This window comes from Nocardiopsis terrae, from assembly GCF_014651695.1.
Classification (GTDB): Bacteria; Actinomycetota; Actinomycetes; order Streptosporangiales; family Streptosporangiaceae; genus Nocardiopsis; species Nocardiopsis terrae.
This window is the reverse complement of the sequence record NZ_BMXJ01000006.1, coordinates 138,265-157,599: the sequence shown is the minus strand read 5'-3', so window position 1 is coordinate 157,599 and position 19,335 is coordinate 138,265. Positions and strand designations below refer to the sequence as shown.

Annotated in this window: 14 protein-coding genes; 1 reads left to right on the top strand and 13 read right to left on the bottom strand. The window is 70.8% G+C overall.

The window, feature by feature from the left end; translation table 11 throughout:
• Nucleotides 1–271: 271 nt before the first annotated feature.
• The 11 genes from IE195_RS17800 to IE195_RS17750 all read right to left on the bottom strand — a co-directional run bounded on the left by IE195_RS17800 (nucleotide 272) and on the right by IE195_RS17750 (nucleotide 15,669).
• Nucleotides 272–3,403: an Rne/Rng family ribonuclease gene (locus tag IE195_RS17800; protein WP_191272924.1), complete on the bottom strand. Its 3,132-nt coding sequence runs from the start codon at nucleotides 3,401–3,403 to the stop codon at nucleotides 272–274.
• A 158-nt stretch (nucleotides 3,404–3,561) separates the two neighbouring features.
• Entirely contained in the window at nucleotides 3,562–4,344 is a 783-nt protein-coding gene (locus IE195_RS17795) for a TIGR03936 family radical SAM-associated protein (RefSeq protein ID WP_229826279.1), read from the bottom strand.
• A 681-nt stretch (nucleotides 4,345–5,025) separates the two neighbouring features.
• Entirely contained in the window at nucleotides 5,026–6,966 is a 1,941-nt protein-coding gene (locus IE195_RS17790; RefSeq protein WP_191272922.1) for a TIGR03960 family B12-binding radical SAM protein, read from the bottom strand.
• A 211-nt stretch (nucleotides 6,967–7,177) separates the two neighbouring features.
• A complete protein-coding gene (rodA, locus tag IE195_RS17785) occupies nucleotides 7,178–8,362 on the bottom strand; it encodes a rod shape-determining protein RodA (RefSeq protein ID WP_191272920.1) in 1,185 nt (394 codons plus the stop codon).
• Complete coding sequence (gene mrdA / locus IE195_RS17780; RefSeq protein WP_191272918.1) at nucleotides 8,362–10,494, bottom strand: penicillin-binding protein 2; 2,133 nt, start codon at nucleotides 10,492–10,494, stop codon at nucleotides 8,362–8,364. Before mrdA ends, rodA begins: the two co-directional genes overlap by 1 nt.
• 3 nt (nucleotides 10,495–10,497) lie before the next feature.
• A complete protein-coding gene (gene mreD, locus IE195_RS17775) occupies nucleotides 10,498–11,058 on the bottom strand; it encodes a rod shape-determining protein MreD (RefSeq protein WP_191272916.1) in 561 nt (186 codons plus the stop codon).
• The gene (gene mreC, locus IE195_RS17770; protein ID WP_191272914.1) at nucleotides 11,055–11,954 is read right to left on the bottom strand and encodes a rod shape-determining protein MreC; all 900 of its coding nucleotides are present in this window, start codon (nucleotides 11,952–11,954) and stop codon (nucleotides 11,055–11,057) included. Before mreC ends, mreD begins: the two co-directional genes overlap by 4 nt.
• Nucleotide 11,955: 1 nt before the next feature.
• The gene (locus IE195_RS17765; protein ID WP_191272912.1) at nucleotides 11,956–12,990 is read right to left on the bottom strand and encodes a rod shape-determining protein; all 1,035 of its coding nucleotides are present in this window, start codon (nucleotides 12,988–12,990) and stop codon (nucleotides 11,956–11,958) included.
• Nucleotides 12,991–13,220: 230 nt separating this feature from the next.
• Nucleotides 13,221–13,625, bottom strand: coding sequence for a nucleoside-diphosphate kinase (gene ndk / locus IE195_RS17760; protein WP_191272910.1), 405 nt, complete (start codon nucleotides 13,623–13,625; stop codon nucleotides 13,221–13,223).
• Between the two features lie 236 nt (nucleotides 13,626–13,861).
• Complete coding sequence (locus IE195_RS17755) at nucleotides 13,862–14,284, bottom strand: DUF4233 domain-containing protein (RefSeq protein WP_191272908.1); 423 nt, start codon at nucleotides 14,282–14,284, stop codon at nucleotides 13,862–13,864.
• Nucleotides 14,285–14,319: 35 nt separating this feature from the next.
• Nucleotides 14,320–15,669 (bottom strand): bifunctional folylpolyglutamate synthase/dihydrofolate synthase, encoded by a 1,350-nt coding sequence (locus IE195_RS17750; protein ID WP_191272906.1) that lies wholly within the window; start codon nucleotides 15,667–15,669, stop codon nucleotides 14,320–14,322.
• Nucleotides 15,670–15,780: 111 nt separating this feature from the next.
• On the opposite strand from IE195_RS17750, the gene IE195_RS17745 reads away from it, so the two are divergent.
• The gene (locus IE195_RS17745) at nucleotides 15,781–17,040 is read left to right on the top strand and encodes a folylpolyglutamate synthase family protein (protein ID WP_191272904.1); all 1,260 of its coding nucleotides are present in this window, start codon (nucleotides 15,781–15,783) and stop codon (nucleotides 17,038–17,040) included.
• Nucleotides 17,041–17,201: 161 nt separating this feature from the next.
• On the opposite strand, the gene IE195_RS17740 is transcribed toward IE195_RS17745, so the two are convergent.
• Together IE195_RS17740 and IE195_RS26285 are read right to left on the bottom strand one after the other, a co-directional pair.
• Nucleotides 17,202–18,596: an LVIVD repeat-containing protein gene (locus tag IE195_RS17740; protein ID WP_191272902.1), complete on the bottom strand. Its 1,395-nt coding sequence runs from the start codon at nucleotides 18,594–18,596 to the stop codon at nucleotides 17,202–17,204.
• Nucleotides 18,597–18,734: 138 nt separating this feature from the next.
• A partial coding sequence (locus tag IE195_RS26285) for an LVIVD repeat-containing protein (RefSeq protein ID WP_373295667.1) occupies nucleotides 18,735–19,335 on the bottom strand: 601 nt, incomplete at its 5' end.

Sequence of the window (19,335 nt, the reverse complement as noted above, 5' to 3'; positions counted from 1 at the left end):
TCTCTTCCTGCTCGCTCAACGAATAATGCGCTCACTCATGACCGTGATGCCACGATCCACGAATCGCCTGTAGCGGGGCGCGGGGATCTGAGGGAAACAAACCCACCTTGGTGGAGAGCACTGCGGTCTCGGGGCGCGCGAACATTTGGGGCGCGCCGACGCACCGTCCATCAGATTACCATCGACCCGACACAGGACCGCACACATGCCCCGGTCCGGACCCGTTCGTTACGGGGTCCGGACCGGGCTGCTGTCCCGCCTCTACCGCCGGTCAGCCGGCGTCGACAGCGGTGGAACCACCGGTCGGTGAGGTCACCGCCGTCTTGGTCCGCCGCGTACGGCGGCGCTTGGGCCGCTCGGTGGCGCCGTCGGCGTCACCGTCGGCGGGTACCTCTGCGGCGTCGGTGTCCGAGGCCTGCTCGGTACCGCGCGCCTGCGCCTGCTCACCCTCACCGCTGTCGGCCGTCGCGGCCTTGCGGGTGCTGGTGCGCCTGCGGGTCCTCTTGGCCGGGGCGGGCTCCTCGGCCGCGGGGGCCTCGGGCTGCTCCGGGGTCTGCTCCTCCTGCTGCGGCGCGGACTCCTCCGCCTCCGGGGCGGGCTCGGCGGCCTTCTTGGCGCGGGAGGAGCGCTTGCGCGTCTTCCTGACGGGAGCGGCCTGCTCCGCCTCGGGGGCCTCGGCGGGCTCGCTCCCCGCCGTGTCGGCCTCAACGGGCTCGGACTCGGCGGCGGGTTCGGGGGCCGCCGCGGCCTTGCGGCTCCGGCTCTTCCTCGTGCCCTTCTCCGGCTTGTCGGCCCGGCCCGCCCTGTCGGCGGTCCGCTCGCCCTGGTCGGCGCTCTCGTCGCCGTCCGCGGGCTTGTCCGCGGCCTCCTTCTCGGCCTTCTCCTGCTTCTCGGCCTTCTCCTGCTTGTCGGCCCTGTCACCGGAGGGCTCGGCGTCGGCCTTGCCCTTCTTCTTCTTGCGACCGCCGTTGCCGCCGCCCTTGCCCTCCGCCGGGTCGGCGGAGAGGATCAGGCCGCGGCCGCTGCAGTGGTCGCAGGTGTGCGAGAAGGCTTCGAGCAGGCCCTGGCCGACCCGCTTGCGGGTCATCTGGACCAGGCCGAGCGAGGTGACCTCGGCCACCTGGTGCTTGGTCCGGTCCCGGGAGAGGCATTCGAGCATCCGGCGCAGCACCAGGTCCCGGTTGGACTCCAGCACCATGTCGATGAAGTCGATGACGATGATGCCGCCGATGTCGCGCAGGCGGAGCTGGCGGACGATCTCCTCGGCCGCCTCGAGGTTGTTCTTGGTGACCGTCTCCTCGAGGTTGCCGCCCTGTCCGGTGAACTTGCCGGTGTTGACGTCGACCACGGTCATGGCCTCGGTGCGGTCGATGACCAGCGAACCGCCGCTGGGCAGCCACACCTTGCGTTCGAGGGCCTTGTTGATCTGCTCGTCGATCCGGTAGGCGGAGAAGACGTCGCGGTCCTCGTCCCAGTGCGAGAGCCGCTCGGCGAGGTTGGGAGCCACGTAGTCCACGTACTCGTGGACGGTGGTCCAGGCCTCGTCACCGGAGACGACCAGGCTGGAGAAGTCCTCGTTGAACACGTCGCGCACGACCCGCACCGTCAGGTCGGGCTCGCTGTTGAGCAGGGCGGGGGCGTTGGCCGACTTCGACTTGCGCTTGATCGAGTCCCACTGCTTGGCCAGGCGCATGATGTCGCGCTCCAGCTCCTCCTCACTGGCACCCTCGGCGGCCGTGCGCACGATCACACCGGCGCCGGAGGGCATCACCTTCTTGAGGATCTGCTTGAGGCGCGCGCGTTCCTTGTCGGGGAGCTTGCGGCTGATACCGGTCATCGAACCGGCGGGCACGTACACCAGGTAGCGGCCGGGCAGGCTGATCTGGCTGGTCAGGCGGGCACCCTTGTGCCCGACCGGGTCCTTGGTGACCTGCACCAGGACCGACTGGCCGGACTTGAGCACCGACTCGATGCGCTTGGGCTGGCCGTCCAGGCCGAAGGAGTCCCAGTTGACCTCGCCCGCGTACAGCACGGCGTTGCGGCCCTTGCCGATGTCGACGAAGGCCGCCTCCATCGACGGCAGCACGTTCTGTACCCGGCCCAGGTACACGTTGCCCACGTAGGAGCGGTGCGTGGCCCGGTCGACGTAGTGCTCGACCAGGACGTCGTCCTCCAGGACGGCGATCTGGGTGCGGTCGCCGGTCCGGCGGACGACCAGGTCGCGCTTGACCGCCTCGCGGCGGGCCAGGAACTCCGACTCGGTGACGATGGGTGCCCGGCGCCGACCCTGCTCGCGCCCCTCGCGGCGGCGCTGCTTCTTGGCCTCCAGGCGCGTGGACCCGCGGACCGCCTGGACCTCGTCCTCGATGGGCCGCTCCTGGCGCGGCTCGCGCACCTTGACCACGGTGTTGGGCGGGTCGTCGTTGGTGGTGTCGCCACCCGAGCCCGACCGGCGGCGGCGACGGCGGCGACGGCGGCTGCCGCGCTCGTCGTCGGCGGAGTCGTCGCCGGACTCGCCTCCCGAGGAGCCGTGCTCCTCGGCGGCGGGCCGGTCGTCCTGCCTCCGCTCCTTTTCCTTGACGGCGGTCTGCTCGGGAGCGGAGTCGGTCTGGCCGTTGTCGTTCTCGTCGTCCTCGGCACCGCGGGAGCGACCGCGGCCGCGTCCACCGCGGCGGCGGCGACGACGGCTGGGGCGCTCGTCCGAACCCGTCTCCTCGGCGGGGCCCTCGGCGGTCTCCTCCTCCGCTTCGTCCGGGGTCTCGGCCTCGGACTCGACCTGCTGGTCCTTCCTGGACCGGGTCGGGGCGGGGGCGCTGGCGACCGGGGGCTGGAAGAGCATGCCGCCGGGCGGCTGGAAGACGCTGCCGCCGGACTCGGAGCCCTCACCGGTCTCCTCGGTCTCCTGCTCGGTCACCGGAGCGGGCGCCTGGGCCGCCTTGGCTGCGCGGGTGCGCGTCCTGCCGCGGGTACGGCTCCTGGTTCCGGTGCCCTCCTCGGGTCCGTTTCCGGACTCCTCGGCCCCGGCCGGTTCGGTGGCGGCCCCCTCCGTTTCCTGCGCGGCGGCCCGGGCGCGGCTGCGGCGCGGAGGAGCCGCGGGCGCGTCTTCGGGACGGCCCGCGGCGCGGACCGTGCGCCTGCGCGAGCTGGGGGCGGACACCGAGGTCTTGACCGTGCCGCCCTCACCGGAGCCGGCCAGGGTGGTGACCGGCATGGTGGGAGCGGAGAAGACGTCGTCGGGCTCTGGGGGCGGCCCTGCCGCGCGGCGAGCGCCCTTGGCGGGCGCGGGTGTGGTCACCCGTACCCCGCCGTCCCCCGGAGGGGGCGTCGCCGCCCTGTTCTCGGTTGTTTCGGTTGTACCCTCGGTGCCTTCTTCGGCACCGCTGTTGGGCTCGTTGTCGAGCATCCGGGCGGTCTCCCGTCAAAGCCCTCGGGCGCGCCGCGACCTCTCGGTCGGCGGCGCGGCTCACGAGAGCTGTCGTCGCTGTGTCGGCGCCGGAGACACCGGGGTGCCTCCGGGGCAAAGTCCTGTGGTTTCGCCCATGTTCCCCGCGTTGGGGCCGCTCATTGCGACGGCCCCGTCATGGGCGATGACGGCCGTGGTGCGCGGGTGCGTCGATCGTTCGTCTGGTCGTGCGCGGAACCGTTGCCCCCTGTGGCGGGAGCTTCGGGTCGGTCCGCGTCGAACGGATCGGCGATCGCACCTGTCGCCTCGTCCAGTGGCCCCTGCGCCAGCCTGGTCATCTTCGGTGATGACGGCGGCGCGAGGTCGGCCAGTTGGCGAAGGCCGGTCAGCACGTCGTCTGGTCGTACAGCAGGTGTCGTGTGCCGTATGACCATTTGAAGTATGGCATATGTCGCGTGTCGGTCCTCTGGGGCGCGCCCGTGGGAACCGCTACACACTTCGATGCCGAGGACAGCCGGGCGGGTGTCGAAGCGGCGTCGGCCCTTCTTCGTCATCCGTTCCACCTCGACACTCTCGGCGGCCAGATAGGTGGCCACCGCCTCGGCGGCGTCGTCGGGGCCGACGTCCGCCATCTCCACCCGCCATAGGGAGGCCTGAAGCCGGTCGGCCAGGCCCTGGGTGCGGGCCTCGACGACCTCGACCACGTCGACGCCGTCGGGCATGGCCGCGTCGATCGCGTCCCTGACCTGATCGGGCCGGCAGTCCTGGGCCAGGGTGAGCTCAAGATACTCCGCCTCGCTGGCGACCCCGGTCGGGGCCGCACCGGTGTAGGAGATCTTGGGATGTGGTGAGAAGCCAGCGGAGAACGCCACGGGTACCGAGGCCCTACGCAGGGCTCTCTCCAGTGCCCGGGCGATGTCGCGATGGCTCGCGAAGCGCATGCGTCCGCGTTTGGCGTAGCGGACGCGGAGCCGTTGGCCGGGTTTGGCGGTGGAGGGTGAGGTGGTGCCCTCGTGTGCGGGGGGCAGCTCAACTCCTTTCCTCAGTGCCCCCTGAATCCGGGCCGGTTGTGGCGGCCCGCAGGGGCTGTTCCTCGTCCTGTTCAGCGTACGGTGCGCCGCGGTGCACATGCGCCAACAGGACTACGCATACCGGTATCTCCCCCGATGACCTGCGATCGAAAAGTCCCGCCCGGATCCGGGCGGATACCGAACCGGCATTCACCAACAGAACACGGGGTTCCGGGAAAAAAATCCAAAGAAAATCCTGGATCGATGGCAACCCCCCGTGCACCCCGCGAGTCTTACTTCACGTACGGCCCGGCGCGAGCGGGGCGCCGGGCCGTACACCTTCTTCTCCGGAGGCACCGCGCGACCACTCCCCTCAACAGAGGGTCGAGGCAGGCGGCACAGAGCGTCCGGCGCGCGAATCATACTCCGCTTCCCCCCAGGACGCACTGCCCACAGAACACACTGTTCGCCCGGTTTCACCGTGCGCGTTCGCGGCCCGACCCGTGCGCACGGAGGCTCCCGGCTCCGCACCGACTCCGTCGCACCCGACCCGCACGCGAACGGGCGCGCGGAGCTTCGGCCCCACGCGCCCGTCTGAGCCGTCGCGGTCCCTCAGAGCACCGTCAGCGGCAGCATCGGCCGTCCCTGCGCCTGGTCGTCGTTGATCTGGATCTCCGTGCCCATGGAGGGGCACACACCACAGTCGTAACAGGGGTTCCAACGGCAGTCGTCGACCTCCAGGGACTCCTCACCGTGCAGGGAGTCCTGCCAGTCCTGCCAGAGCCAGGAGCGGTCCAGCCCGGCGTCCAGGTGGTCCCAGGGCAGGACCTCGTCCTCGTCGCGCTCACGTGTGGTGAACCAGTCCACGTCCACTCCGGTTCCGGCCAGACCGGCCTCGGCCGCCGCCATCCAGCGGTCGTAGGAGAAGTGCTCGCTCCAGCCGTCGAACCGGCCCCCCGAACGCCACATCTCCTCCACGATCCGGCCGACCCGCCGGTCACCGCGGGAGAGCAGTCCCTCCACGATGGAGGGACGGCCCTCGTGGTAGCGCAGGCCGATGGACTTGCCGTACCTGCGGTCGCCGCGGAGCCGGTCGCGCAGCTTGCGCAGGCGGGCGTCCACGTCCTCGTGCGAGGTCTGCGCCGCCCACTGGAACGGGGTCTGCGGTTTGGGGACGAAACCGCCGATGGAGACCGTGCAGCGGATGTCCTTGCGGCCGGTCACCTCGCGGCCGGTCCGGATCACCTCGGTGGCCAGGTCGGCGATGGCCAGAACGTCCTCCTCCTCCTCGGTGGGCAGACCGCACATGAAGTACAGCTTCACCTGGCGCCAACCCGCCGCGTAGGCGGCGGTGACGGTGCGGATGAGGTCCTCCTCGGTGACCATCTTGTTGATCACCCGGCGCATCCGCTCACTGCCGCCCTCGGGGGCGAAGGTCAGACCGGAACGACGGCCGTTGCGGGTCAGTTCGTTGGCCAGGTCGATGTTGAAGGCGTCCACCCGGGTGGAGGGCAGGGACAGGCCGGTGTTGGTGCCCTCGTAGTGGTCGGCGAGGTTCTTGGCGATGCCGCCGATCTCGCTGTGGTCGGCGCTGGACAGCGAGAGCAGGCCCACCTCCTGGAAACCGGAGGCCTTCACCCCCTTCTCCACCATCTTCTGGACGGTCTGCTGGTTGCGCTCGCGCACCGGCCGGGTGATCATCCCGGCCTGACAGAACCGGCAGCCGCGGGTGCAGCCCCGGAAGATCTCCACGCTGTAGCGCTCGTGCACGGACTCGGCCGTGGGCACGATCGGCTTCTTCGGGTACGGCCACTGGTCCAGGTCCATCACGGTGTGCTTGAGCACCGTGTTCGGCACCCCCGGACGGTTCGGCGTGTACGCGGCGATCCTGCCGTCCTCGTGGTAGCTCACGTCGTAGAAGCGGGGCACGTACACACCGCCGGTGGCGGCCAGACGCAGCAGCAGGCCGTCGCGCCCCCCGGGCTCCCCCTCCTCCTTGAACTCGCGGATGATCTCGGTGATGGCGAGGGTGATCTCCTCACCGTCGCCGAGGACCACGGCGTCCAGGAAGTCGGCGATCGGCTCCGGGTTGAAGGCCGAGTGCCCGCCTGCGAGGACGATCGGGTCCTGACCGGTCCGGTCGGCGGAGCGGCGCGGGATCCCGGCCAGGTCCAGCGCGGTGAGCATGTTGGTGTAGCCCATCTCGCTGGCGAAGCTCAGCCCGAGCACGTCGAAGGCGCGGACCGGGCGGTGGGAGTCGACGGTGAAGTGCGGGAGGCCGTGCTCGCGCATCAGCTTCTCCATGTCCGGCCAGACCGCGTAGGCGCGCTCGGCCAGGACCCCCTCGCGTTCGTTGAGGACCTCGTAGAGGATCTGCACACCCTGGTTGGGCACGCCCACCTCGTAGGCGTCCGGGTACATGAGCGCCCAGCGCACCTGCGTTTCGTCCCAGTCCTTGACCACGGAGTTGAGCTCACCGCCCACGTACTGGATCGGCTTGCTCACCTGGGGAAGCAGGGCTTCGAGGCGCGGGAAGAGGCTTTCGACGGACATGGTGCGGGCCTTCGATCGGCGGACATCGTGTCTGGCTGGATGCTGTGCCCCCGAAGGGGCGTGCGGGCCGGGCGGTGCTGTCGGAACCACCGGTCCGGTGTTCCACCAGGCTACCGGCGTCAGCCGAACACCGCCGGTCGTCCACAGCCCCGATCCGGTCCGCCTGACCGTCCCACCGGCCCGGCCGGCTCCCGACGCGCCCGGTCCGAGGTCAGAACTCGAAGCCCCGGTCCCGGGAGTTGACGCCCAGGACCAGGCCGACGGCGAGCATGTTGGCGAGGATGGCGGTGCCGCCGTAGGACACGAACGGCAGCGGCAGCCCGGTCACCGGCAGCATCCCCAGGCCCATCCCGATGTTGACGAAGGTCTGGAAGCCGAACCAGGAGGCCACGCCCACGCACAGCAGCCGCGGATACGGCTGGTCGCACCCCCGGGCGATGCGCAGGATCCGCCAGAGCACCACGGTGAACAGGGCGATGACCGAGACGGCCCCGATGAACCCGAGCTCCTCCCCCGCGACGGTGAAGATGAAGTCGGTGTGCTGCTCGGGCACGAAGCGGCCGTGGGTCTGTTCACCGTGGAAGAGCCCGGTGCCCTCGAAGCCGCCCGAACCCACGGCGATCAGTGCCTGTGCGGAGTTGTAGCCCGCACCCTGGGGGTCGGCCGCCGGGTCCACGAGGGTGGCGATCCGGTCCACCTGGTAGGGCTCCAACAGGTCGAACCACCACACGCAGAACACGCCGGCGGCCCCGGCCACCGCCATGCCCGCCACCCACACGAGAGGGGCACCGGACAGGGTGAGCATGCCGAGGAAGATCACGCACAGGATCAGGCCGGTGCCGAGGTCGGGCTGGAACATCACGAGCCCGAGCGGAACCGCCGTCACCAGCAGGCAGAACAGGACGTCCCGGGTCATCGGCCTGGTCTCGCCGTCCCGGGGTTCGCCGAGCAGCGTCGCCAGCACCAGGATCAGGCCGACCTTGGCCAGCTCGCTGGGCTGGAACTGGAAGCCGCCGAGCACGATCCACCCGCGCGAACCGTTGATCACCGCGCCCAGCGGGGTGAGCACCAGGACCAGTGCGACGAGGGTGGCCACGTAGGCGATCGGTGCGTAGGCGCGCACCGTCCGGTAGTCCAGGGCGGCCACGAGCAGGCACACCGTCCAGGCCACACCGAGGTGCGCCAGGTGCCGGAGCAGATGGTCGACGGACTCCAGGGGGTCGCCCCCGTCACCCGGCAGCGTCGCCGACCAGACCAGCAGGGACCCGATCACCCCGAGCGCCAGCACGGAGGAGATCAGTACCCAGTCGAGGCGTCGGGCTCCCCCCGCCGCCGTGGTGAGGGCCCGTCCGAGGTCGTGCCGCCGTCGTGGCGGTCCCCCCATGTTCGTGATCATCAGGGCTCCAGCGTCTCGATGGAACCGTCCGGGCGCACGACCGGAAGTTCGCTGTGCGGTCTGCCGTCGGGCAGCAGCGGTTCCCCCTGCTCGACGTCCTCGGCGTTCCCGGAGGAGGAGAACCCGTAGATGCCCTCGTAGATCTCGCGGGCGATGGGCGCGGAGGTCGCACCGCCGGTACCGCCCTGGGAGACCAGGACGACGATGGCGTACTGCGGGTCGTCGGCCGGGGCGTAGGAGGCGAACCAGGACGAGACCTGGCGCCCCTGCGCGTCGGCGCTGCCGGTCTTGCCCGCGATGGACACCCTGTCCTGCGGGAAACCGCCGAAGGCACCGCCGGCGGTACCGGTCTTGGGCACCTCGGTCAGGGCCTCCTGGAGGTAGCTGATGGTCTTGTCACTGACCGGCAGCTCCCCCTTGACCGAGGGCTCGACGGGCTCCACCCGGGAACCGTCGGCGGCGACCATCGCCTTGGCCACACGGGGCTCGTACAGTGTGCCGCCGTTGGCGATGGCCGCGTAGGCGCTGGCCAACTGCAACGGGCTCACCAGGACGTCCCCCTGGCCGATGGCGAAGCTGACGGCCTCGTTGGCCCGCCACTCGAAGCCCTGCACGCAGTGCTCGTGGGCGAGCCGCTTGAGGTAGGCCGCCCGGGACGGGTCCGTCTCGGCGACCTCCGGGTAGCCCTTCTCCGCCCGCGAGCAGTTGGTCTCCCGGGTCTCCTCCCAGAAGGTGCGCTTCCACTCGCGGTCGGGGATGCGGCCGCCGGTCTCGTAGGGCAGGTCCACGCCGGTGGGCGAGCCGAAGCCGTAGCCGCGGGCCATCTCGGCCATCGCCTCCTCCGGTTCGCCGTCGGGGTGGAGCCCGCCGTCCTGCTTCCACATCTGGTAGCCGAAGTTGTAGAAGACGGTGTTGCAGGAGGCGATGATGGCCTGCTTCAGGGTGATGCTGCCCTGGCCCGCGCCCGCGTAGTTCTCGTAGCTCTGGCCGGCCAGGGAGACCGATCCCGGGCAGGCGTAGGTGCTGCGCAGCGAGTACCCGTTCTCGACCGCGGCGGACAGCGACGACACCTTGAAGGTGGAGCCGGGCGGGTAGGTGCCCTGGACGGCCCGGGAGAGCAGGGGTTCGCCCGCCTCCTCGCTGAGCATGGAGTCGAAGGTCTCCTGGTCGATCCCACCCTCCCAGATGGCGGGGTCGTAGGTGGGCAGGCTCGCCATGGCCACGACCCCGCCGTTGGTGACGTCCAGGACGACGGCGGCGCCGGAGTCGGCCCGGTACCTGGGCCGGGCCCTCTCCATACCCTTGGCCAGGGCCCGCTCGGCGACCTTCTGGACGTTCATGTCCATGTGGGTGACCAGGTGCGTCCCCGCTTCGGGCAGTCGCTCGGAGATGACGTCCATGATCTCGCCGTGGTTGTTCACGCCCAGGGTCCGCAGTCCGGCCCTGCCGCGCAGTTCCTTGTCGTAGACGGCTTCGAGGCCGTCCCTGCCCACCTGGTCGATCCCGGTGAACTGGGTGCGCAGCTCCTCCCGTGCCTCCAGCTCCTCCTGGGTGACGGGCTGGAGGTAGCCGAGCATCTGGCCGGCGTGCTCCCCGTAGGGGTACTCGCGTACGGCCTGGGCCTGCGCGGTGATGCCCGGGAACTCTTCGGCGCGCTCCATGACCTGGAGGGCGACCGGCCCCGCCACGTCCTCGGCGAGCGTGACGGGCTGGTAGGGCGAGCCGGGCCAGCAGGGCCGCTGCACCTCGGGGCCGCAGAGCCGCATGCGCTGCTGGAGCTCCTCCAGGGGGACCTCGAGGACCTCGGAGAGGTCGCTCAGGACCGCCTCTCCCCCGTCCGGCATGCCCTGGAGCTCGTGGTAGTCGGCGGAGACCATCAGTTCGGTCTTGTTGCTGACCACGGTGCGGCCGCTGGAGTCGAGGATCTGCCCCCGGGTGGCGGGGACCACCAGTTCCTGGTGGTGGTTGGAGACGGCGAGCTCACGGTAGTGCTCGGCCATGGGTACCTGGAGGTACCAGAGGCGGGCGGCCAGGGCCGCGAACAGGACCAGGACCATGAACTGGGCGAGGAAGAGGCCGAACCGGCCGAGCCTGCGCCCCGGCAGCGCGGGGTCCACGGGAGGCTTGTGCACCGGTCACCACCCCCCCGGCGAGGTCGGGCCCTGGATGGTGGCGAAGTCGCTCTCGGTGAGCGCTGACCGCACCCACAGGACCGGCAGGGTGACCAGCACGGAGGCCAGGGTGGTGAGCAGGGCGCCGACCCCGGTGTGCAGGGCGACCGCGGCCGGGGTGATGTTGGCGTCGCCCATCACGAAACCGACGAACGCGTACCCCAGGCCCACGCCCGCCGCCGTGACGGCGGTGGCGCCGACCGCGGCCCAGGCCGAGACGCCGGAACCCGTCGGGCCGCCGAAACCGGTGTTGGTGCGCAGCAGGGCGAGCACGTAGGCGGCCAGGCACAGCACCAGGGCGTAGCGGCCCATCGGGTGTTCGGCCGGGGGGAGCACGTCCACGGCCAGCCCCGCCGCGAACCCGCAGCCGGCGGCCGCGGCCGGACTGGTGGTCAGGGCGACGGCGACGACCGCCGCGAGCACGAGGTCGGGGCCCGGGCCCCACTCGAAGGGCAGGCGGTTGACGACGGTGGCCTGGGCGAGCACCGCGACGGTCACCATGAGCAGGGTCACTGCGGCCCTCATCGGTCCCCCTCCGGTTCGGGTTTGGGCGGAAGCACGGAGTCGCGCGGGTCCTCCTCGGGGCCGCCGACGACCACGCCCACCACGTCCAGGGACGAGAAGTCCACGGCCGGGGTGATGCGGGCGATCCGGCTGAGCGCGCCGGGCGCGACCTGGACCTCGTCAACGGTGCCGACGGGGACACCGGGGACGAAGGGCGCACCGTCGTGCGAGCCGAGCGTGACCACGCGGTCCCCCGACTCGATGGGTGCCTCCATGTCGAACAGCTCCAGGGTCATGTCGGCCTCGGGGCCGCCCGGGACGGTGCCTCCGGTGACGGCGCCGATCTTGCGGGTCTGCTCCAGTCGGGCGCCCACCGTGGAGTTGACGTCGGTGGCGAGCCTGACCGTGGAGGTGCGGGGCCCGGCCTCGATGACCCGGCCGACCAGACCCGAACCGTTGACGACGGTCATGTCGGGACGGATCCCGGATCCGGTGCCCGCGTCGATCGTGACCGTGTGCGCGTATCCCCGCGCGGTGGTCCGGGTGACGGCCTGGGCCGGAACGACCTCGTAGGAGCCGAGGCCGGACAGGTGCAGGAGTTCGTCGAGCTGGTCCGCGCGGCCGTCGTCGAGGCGGGCCGCCGCGAGCTGCGACTCCAGCTCGGCGTTGGCCTCCTCCAGTTCGGCGATGCGGTCGGCGGCCTCCGGCCCCTGGCGCACGGCCTCGTAGAGCTCGGCCGCGGGCCCGGTGACCAGACCGACCCCCGCCGCGGTGGGCGCGAAGACGAGTTCGCCGCCGCCGCGGGCGAGTGCGGTCACCGGGTTGCTTCCGGGGCGCGCGTCCACGGCGATCAGGACCACGGCCGCGACGACGAGCACGGCGAGGAAGAGCCGGGACTGCGGGGAGTCGCGGAACATGTCAGCGCCGCCGTTCCGGGACGAGGACCTGGTGCAGGCGCTCGTAGTTCTCCACGCAGGTGCCGGAGCCGACGGCGACCGAGTCGAGCGCGTTCTCGGCGATGTGGATGGGCATCCCGGTCTCGTGCAGAAGGCGGTCGTCGAGGCCGCGCAGCAGGGCTCCGCCGCCGGTGACCGCGACCCCCCGGTCCATGATGTCGCCGGACAGTTCGGGCGGGCACTTGTCGAGGCTGGTGCGGACCGCGTCGATGATGGCGGTGACCGGCTCCTCGATGGCCTGGCGCACGTCCGACTCGGACATGACGATGGTCTTGGGCAGGCCGCTGATGAGGTCGCGTCCGCGCACCTCCGCGTGGAGCTCCTCGGTGCCTGTCGGGTAGGCGGAGCCGATGGCCAGCTTGAGCTCCTCGGCGGTGCGCTCCCCGACCATCAGGGAGTACTCCTTCTTGACGAAGGTCATGATGGCCTGGTCGATCTCGTCGCCGCCCACCCGGATGGACTGGGAGGTGACGATGCCGCCCATGGAGATGACGGCCACCTCGGTGGTGCCGCCGCCGATGTCGACCACCATGTTGCCGGTGGGCTCGTGGACGGGCAGCCCGGCGCCGATGGCGGCGGCCATGGGCTCCTCGATGATGTACACCCGGCGCGCCCCCGCCTGGTAGCCCGCCTCCTTGACCGCGCGGTGCTCGACCGAGGTGATACCGCTGGGGACCGCGACGATGATGCGGGGTTTGGCGAAGTGGCGGCGGCGGTGGATCTTCTGGATGAAGTACCGCAGCATCCGCTCGGTGACCTCGAAGTCGGCGATGACGCCGTCCTTGAGGGGGCGGATGGCGGTGATGTTGGTCGGCGTGCGGCCGATCATCTGCTTGGCCTCGATACCGACCGCCACGATCTTGCCGGTCGAGGTGTTGAGCGCGACCACCGACGGCTCGTTCAGGACGATGCCGCGTCCGCGTACGTACACGAGTGTGTTGGCGGTACCAAGGTCTACGGCCATGTCCCGGCCGAGAAATGCAAGGTTGTTCGGCATGTAACGTCCTCAGAGGCGCCGTGTCGGGCGTGGAGATGCGGCACGACCACGCGTAGTCGCTCCAACACGTTAGGTGTCTAGTTCCCCGCATCGTAACGGTCGGCACTTGGATAGTTACGCAAACACACCGAATTGTTGCCTCGTCACCGGACGAATGGTGAGAAAAGCACGGTGCCCCGGGGCAGACGCCCCGGGGCACCGGTTGCAGTAGGGCTCTCAGGCCCGAACCCCTACAGGTTGGGGAAGAACAGCTTGATCTCGCGCTCGGCGGAGTAGGTGGAGTCCGAACCGTGCACGATGTTCTGCTGGACCTCCAGCGCGAGGTCGCCGCGGATCGTGCCGGGAGCGGCGGTGACCGGGTCGGTGGCACCGGCCAGGGCGCGGAAGGCCTCGATGGCGCGCTCTCCCTCGACCACCATGGCGACCAGCGGTCCGCCGGTGATGAACTCCACCAGCGAGCCGAAGAACGGACGCGAGGCGTGCTCCTCGTAGTGCGTCTTGGCGGTGTCGGCGTCGAGCGTGCGCAGCTCCATCGCGACCAGGTTCAGGCCCTTGCGCTCGATGCGCGAGATGACCTCACCGACGATGCTGCGGCGGACGCCGTCGGGCTTGATGAGAACGAGAGTGCGCTCCACGTGCGTTTCAACTCCTCACTGGGACCCCCCGCGCGGAGCGCGCGGACCTGCGCCCGCGGTGGCAGTCGCACGCGGTGGGGTGTACGGGTGTGCGCCCGGGGGTCGGAGGCGAGGGAAGGGGTGTGGTCCGCCATCCGCGGGACCGGCCGTTCGCCTGCCCGGACGTGCGTCACACTATCGCGTTTGGCGCTGGGGCGCGGTGGGCAAGGCGTTCTCGCCGTTACCGACCGCTCGGCTCAGGCCCGTCCGGCGCCTCCGGCCGCCCCTGCGGTCTCCGCGGGCCCGGCGCCCTCGGCCGCACCGTGGGTTCCGGTCGCTTCCTCGGCCTCGGCCCGCGAGGCGTGCATCGCACGGACCTCGTCGACCCTGCGGCCCAGGATCACCCCGGTGATCCACAGGGACACGAACACGACCGCGACCAGGAGCGCCCCGGTGACCATGAAGGAGCTGAACAGGAACGCGGCCTGCAGGCCCCAGGCGGCGTAGTACGCCCAGGTGTGCTTCTGGAGCCCGGAGAGCACCAGCGCGGCCAGGGCCATCCCGCCCCAGACGCCCCCGGCCAGGGCCGGGTCGGTGCCCTCCAGGTTGATGGCGATGGGGATCGCCAGACCGATCACGACGACCTCGAACACGAGGACTACGGCACAGAGTGTGCGCACGGCGGTTTCCCTTCGTAGGTGGCTGGTCTGTTCCGCTACTCCCCCGAGCCCCGCAGCAGGTGGACGGCGTCACCCGAGGTGACGACCGATCCGGTGACCAGCACACCGACCCCGCCGAACTCGCCGCCCTCCTCGGCCAGGCCCACGGCCCGGTCGATGGCGTCGTCGAGTCTGGGGGCCAGGTGTACGCGGTCCTCACCGAAGATCTGCTGGGCGAGGGCGGACAGCTGTTCCGGATCGAGGGAGCGCGGTGAGGAGTTACGGGTGACGACGATCTCGTCGAGCAGTGGCTCCAGGGGGTCCAGGATCCCCTCGACGTCCTTGTCGGCCATGACGGCGACCACGCCGACCAGCCGCGAGAAGGAGAAGGCCTCCTCCACGGCGGCGACGGTGGCGATCATCCCCGCCGGGTTGTGTGCGGCGTCGGCGATGACGGTCGGGCTGGTCCGCACGACCTCCATCCGCCCCGGGGACTCCAGTCCCGTCAGGGCCTCACCGACGATCTCGGGGTCGAGTCCGGCGGCGTCCTCGGCCGCGGAGAAGGCCTCCACCGCGGCCACGGCGACCGCGGCGTTGCTGGCCTGGTGCTCACCGAACAGGGGGAGGAACAGGTTCTCGTAGTTACCGGTGAGGCCCTTGACGGCGATCTGCTGACCGCCGACCGCCACCTCACGGGAGGTCACCCCGAACTCCAGGCCCTCCCGGGCCACCGTGGACCCGACCTCGGCGGCGTGCCGGACCAGGACCTCCGCGGCGGGCAGCGGCTGCTGCGCCATGACCGTGACGGAGTGGGGTTTGATGATGCCCGCCTTCTCCTCGGCGATTCCGTCGAGGGTGTCGGGCAGGTACTCGGTGTGGTCGATGCCGATGGGCGTGATGACCGCGACGTCGCCGTCGACGACGTTGGTGGCGTCCCAGCTGCCGCCCATGCCGACCTCCACCACGGCGACGTCCACGGGGGCGTCGGCGAAGACGGCGTAGGCCATGACGGTGAGGATCTCGAAGAACGACAACCGCACGTCGCTCATCGAGTCGGCCATCTCCAGGTACGGCCGGATGTCGTCGTAGGCCTCGACGAACTGTTCCTGGGAGACCGGCTCACCGTCGACGACGATGCGCTCGCGCACCGTCCGCAGGTGGGGACTGGTGTATCGGCCCACGCGCAGGCCGCGGCCGCGCATGAGCGCGTCGATCATTCGGGCTGTGGACGTTTTGCCGTTGGTCCCGGTGACATGGATGACCCGGAAGTTGCGGTGCGGGTCGCCCAGGAGGTCGAGGACCGTGCGGACACGGTCCAGACGAGGGTCGATGTCGGACTCGGGTGCGCGGGAGAGGATCTCCGCGGTGACCGCGGCGTAGCGCTCGTCGGCGCTCACGCCGCTCACGGCGTCTCGGTGGTCGGGGTGTACACCCGCGCCAGTGTACGCGGCCTCACCTGGACACCGGTGCCGGTCCGGGTGTGCGAAGCCCGATATCACCCGGACCATACTGTGGGTATGCCCAACCTTGACCCTGACCCCTTCTTCTCCGAGTGGACGCACCGCCGTCCCGGCCAGGTGCGGAGCCTGGACCGCGCGGCCGCGCTGCTCCACGGGCTCGGCCTGGACTCCGCGCGGGCGCCGGTTCTGGGGGTTGTCGGTTCCAAGGGCAAGGGGAGCACGGCCACGTACGCGGCCGCGGCGCTGTCCGCGGCCGGGCTTCGGACCGTCCTGGTGACGGGCCCGAGCTTCCGGAGCTACCGGGAGCGGGTCCGGGTGGACGGAGTGTCCGTGAGCGACGGGGAGCTCCGACGACTGGGTGAGGAGGTCGAGTCCGCTCGGCGGGAGCTCGTGCCTGCGGAGCGGGAGGGCGGATACCTGGCGCCGAGCGGCCTGTTCCTGGTGGCCGGGCTGCTGCACGCCCGGGCGGTGGGCGCCGACGTGTGCGTCCTGGAGGCCGGGATGGGCGGCCACCGCGACGAGTTGCAGCTGCTCGGCCCGGAGGTCGTGGCCCTTGGCATGGTCTTTGCCGAGCATCTCGGTGTCCTTGGTGACACCGTGACCGAGATCGCCCGGGAGAAGACCCGGGTGGCGAGCGCCGAACGGACCCGGGCCCTGGTGACGCTGCCGCAGACCACCGAGGTGGCACCCGTGGTGGAGCAGGCCCTGGCCGAGGCCACCGGGGGCCGGCTGGCCCCTGAGGTCGTGGACCCCGGTACCGAGGGCGCCGAGCCCCCGGTGGAGCTGCGCCCTGCGGGGCTGTCGGCGGCTTCGGGGGTGCTGGGGACGGCCGCCGCTGCCCGGATGCTGGAGGTTCTGGGCAGGCCGCCGGCCGAAGCCGGTCGGCTGCGCTCCGTCCTGGCGACCGTGGGCCTGCCCGCCCGGTTGTCCGGGCACACCGTGCCGGGGGGCGCGGCCGAGGTGGTGGTGGACTCGGCCATCGACCGCGTCGGTGTGGCCGCCGCCCTGTCCCACGCCAGGAGTCTGTGGGGCGGCGTGGACCACGTCCTGCTGTGCCTGCCCGACCACAAGGACGTGTCCGGGGCGGTGGCCGTCCTGGCGGATCTGCCGGTGACGGCGGTCCGGCTGCCCGAGGCCCACCTGCGCTTCGACCACGGCCTGCCCGCCCACTGGGGGCGGATGGAGGCCGAGGAGCTGTCACCCGCTGCCGTCGCCGCCCTGGGCGCACGGGTGCTCGCCCTGGGCACGGTCTACTTCACCGGCAGGGTGCTGGAGGTCCTGGACGCCCCCACCGACCGGCTCTTCGACGCGGGCTGAGAGCTGTCCGCACGCCCGCGGCGCCCGAAAACCGCGGTGATCTTGCTACCAGGGGCGATTTCGGCGCCGAAGTTGCCCCTGGTAGCAAGATCACCGTGAAAAAGGGGGCCGGACGCGCCGGGGCCTCCCTGCCGGGCAGACCCGGCAGGGAGGCCACACCCCTACCGGTTGCCCGGCCGGTAGCTGGCCTGGGTCTGCGGGTTGAACTCGTCGTAGGTGACGCGCTCCGCCACGCGCATCCGCGGGTCGGTCAGCCTCAGCACGTCCAGACCCCGCACGATGTCGGAGGAGTACACGTAGCCGTTGTAGTAGTACGTCGACCAGGTGTCGTTGTCCTGGACGTCCGGGTCGATCCGGGAGTCGGCGTCGAAGTAGCCGATCTCGCGCGGGTTCTTCGGGTCGTTGAAGTCGATCACCGAGATACCGCCCTGGTACCAGGACTGCACGAAGTAGTTCCGGCCCGGGACCGGGATCAGCGAACCGTTGTGCGCCACGCACACCTGGTCGCCCTGGTGGCGGTCGATCTTGAAGTAGCTGGCGAACTCCAGGCTGTGGCCGTCCGCGGTCTCCTCAAGCGTGTAGACGGCGTTGGCGCCGCGCTCGGGGCCGATCTCCTCGGTGCAGGTGGGGGCGCCACCGCCGCCGAGCTCGTCGGTGAAGATGACCGTGTCGGCGTCGTTGGTGAAGGTGGCGGAGTGCCAGAAGGCGAAGTTCTCGTCCCGGACCACCTCGGTCACGACCGGGGCCGCCGGGTCGGAGATGTCCATCATGATGCCGTCGCCCATGCAGGCGCCCGCGGCGATGTCCTTCTCCGGGTAGGCGGTGATGTCGTGGCACCCGCTGGTGCTGCGGTTCCCGCCCTCGGGGAAGAGCACCGGTGCGTCGATGACCTCGGCGGAGGCCGGGTCGTCCAACGGGACCTCGATGACGGAGATCTTGTCGTGCGGCGGCTGGCAGTTCGGGAACCGCGACGAGGGCGAGTACGAGGACACGTACACGTAGTCGTGCTCGCCGTCCTTGCCCGGTACCGGGGTCAGGGTGTGGGAACCGCAGTCGGTACGCACGGCGGCCACGTACTGCGGGTTGGCCTTGTCCGAGATGTCGAAGACCCGGATGCCCTCGAACCCGTCGGGATCGGTGGTGGGCACGGAGGGCGCGCCGCACTCGTCGCCCGCCCGGGGGTAGTCCACCGCGAAGTACAGCAGGTCCCCGCTGACCGAGACGTCTCCCTGACCACCGGGGCACAGCACCTCGGAGACGACCCGGGGGTCCTCGGGTTCGGAGATGTCGTAGACGACGAAGCCGTCGTAGTTGCCGCCGATGGCGTAGTCACCCGTGAACGCCAGGTCCGAGTTGGTGTTGCTGATCGCCTCGGGTTTGGGGACGTTCGCGACGTGCTCGACGTTGTCGCTGCTGACACTGTCGGAGGGGGGCGTGTCGGCGTGGGCCGTAGCCGAGCCGAGGAGCCCGGCGAGCAGGGTGGCCGACGCGGTCAGCGCGATCGTGGTCGCTCCGCGCAGGCGGCGTCTGGCCCGTGTGGGGGGAGCTTCGGGCATGGTCTCTCCTGATCGTGTTCGGGTGGGGGACGGGAGTCCGGGGGTGGTGGACGGCGGGGCCGCGGCTGTGTGGCCGCGGCCCCGGTCTCTCCCGTTTGCCCTGACTCCCCAGGAGGAGCCACCGGGAGGGATTCGTGGTCAGCGTCCGTGTCCGCGTCCGGGTCGGTAGCTGGGCTGGGACTGCGGGTTGAACTCGTCGTAGGTGACGCGCTCCGCCACGCGCATCCGCGGGTCGGTCAGCCTCAGCACGTCCAGGCCGCGGCTGATGTCGGAGGAGTAGACGTGGCCGTTGTAGTAGTAGGCCGACCAGGATCCGCCGAGGACCAGCCTGTCCTCGTTGATCGGGGCCCGGTCGAAGTAGCCGATCTCGCGGGGGTTCTCCGGGTCGTTGAAGTCGATCACCGAGACGCCGCCCTGGTACCAGGACTGCACGAAGTAGTTCCGGCCCGGGACCGGGATCAGCGAACCGTTGTGCGCCACGCAGTTCTCGGTCTCGCTCTGCGGGCGCGGGATCTTGTAGTAGCTCTCGAAGGCGAGCCCGGGGTCGTCCTTGGAGCCGTCGATGCTGTAGAGGGCGTTGGCGCCGCGCTCGGGTCCGTACTCCTCGGTGCAGATGGCGCCGCCACCGCCGCCGAGCTCGTCGGTGAAGATGACCGTGTCGGCGTTGTTGGTGAAGGTGGCGGAGTGCCAGAAGGCGAAGTTCTCGTCCCGGACCACGTCGGTGACGACGGGGTGCGCG

What these genes read in the sequence shown, in the direction of transcription:
- IE195_RS17800 (WP_191272924.1), bottom strand. Translation starts at nt 3,403, where the DNA reads ATGCTCGACAACGAGCCCAACAGCGGTGCCGAAGAAGGCACCGAGGGT.
- IE195_RS17795 (WP_229826279.1), bottom strand. Translation starts at nt 4,344, where the DNA reads ATGCGCTTCGCGAGCCATCGCGACATCGCCCGGGCACTGGAGAGAGCC.
- IE195_RS17790 (WP_191272922.1), bottom strand. Translation starts at nt 6,966, where the DNA reads ATGTCCGTCGAAAGCCTCTTCCCGCGCCTCGAAGCCCTGCTTCCCCAG.
- rodA (WP_191272920.1), bottom strand. Translation starts at nt 8,362, where the DNA reads ATGATCACGAACATGGGGGGACCGCCACGACGGCGGCACGACCTCGGA.
- mreD (WP_191272916.1), bottom strand. Translation starts at nt 11,058, where the DNA reads ATGAGGGCCGCAGTGACCCTGCTCATGGTGACCGTCGCGGTGCTCGCC.
- mreC (WP_191272914.1), bottom strand. Translation starts at nt 11,954, where the DNA reads ATGTTCCGCGACTCCCCGCAGTCCCGGCTCTTCCTCGCCGTGCTCGTC.
- IE195_RS17765 (WP_191272912.1), bottom strand. Translation starts at nt 12,990, where the DNA reads ATGCCGAACAACCTTGCATTTCTCGGCCGGGACATGGCCGTAGACCTT.
- IE195_RS17745 (WP_191272904.1), top strand. Translation starts at nt 15,781, where the DNA reads ATGCCCAACCTTGACCCTGACCCCTTCTTCTCCGAGTGGACGCACCGC.
- IE195_RS17740 (WP_191272902.1), bottom strand. Translation starts at nt 18,596, where the DNA reads ATGCCCGAAGCTCCCCCCACACGGGCCAGACGCCGCCTGCGCGGAGCG.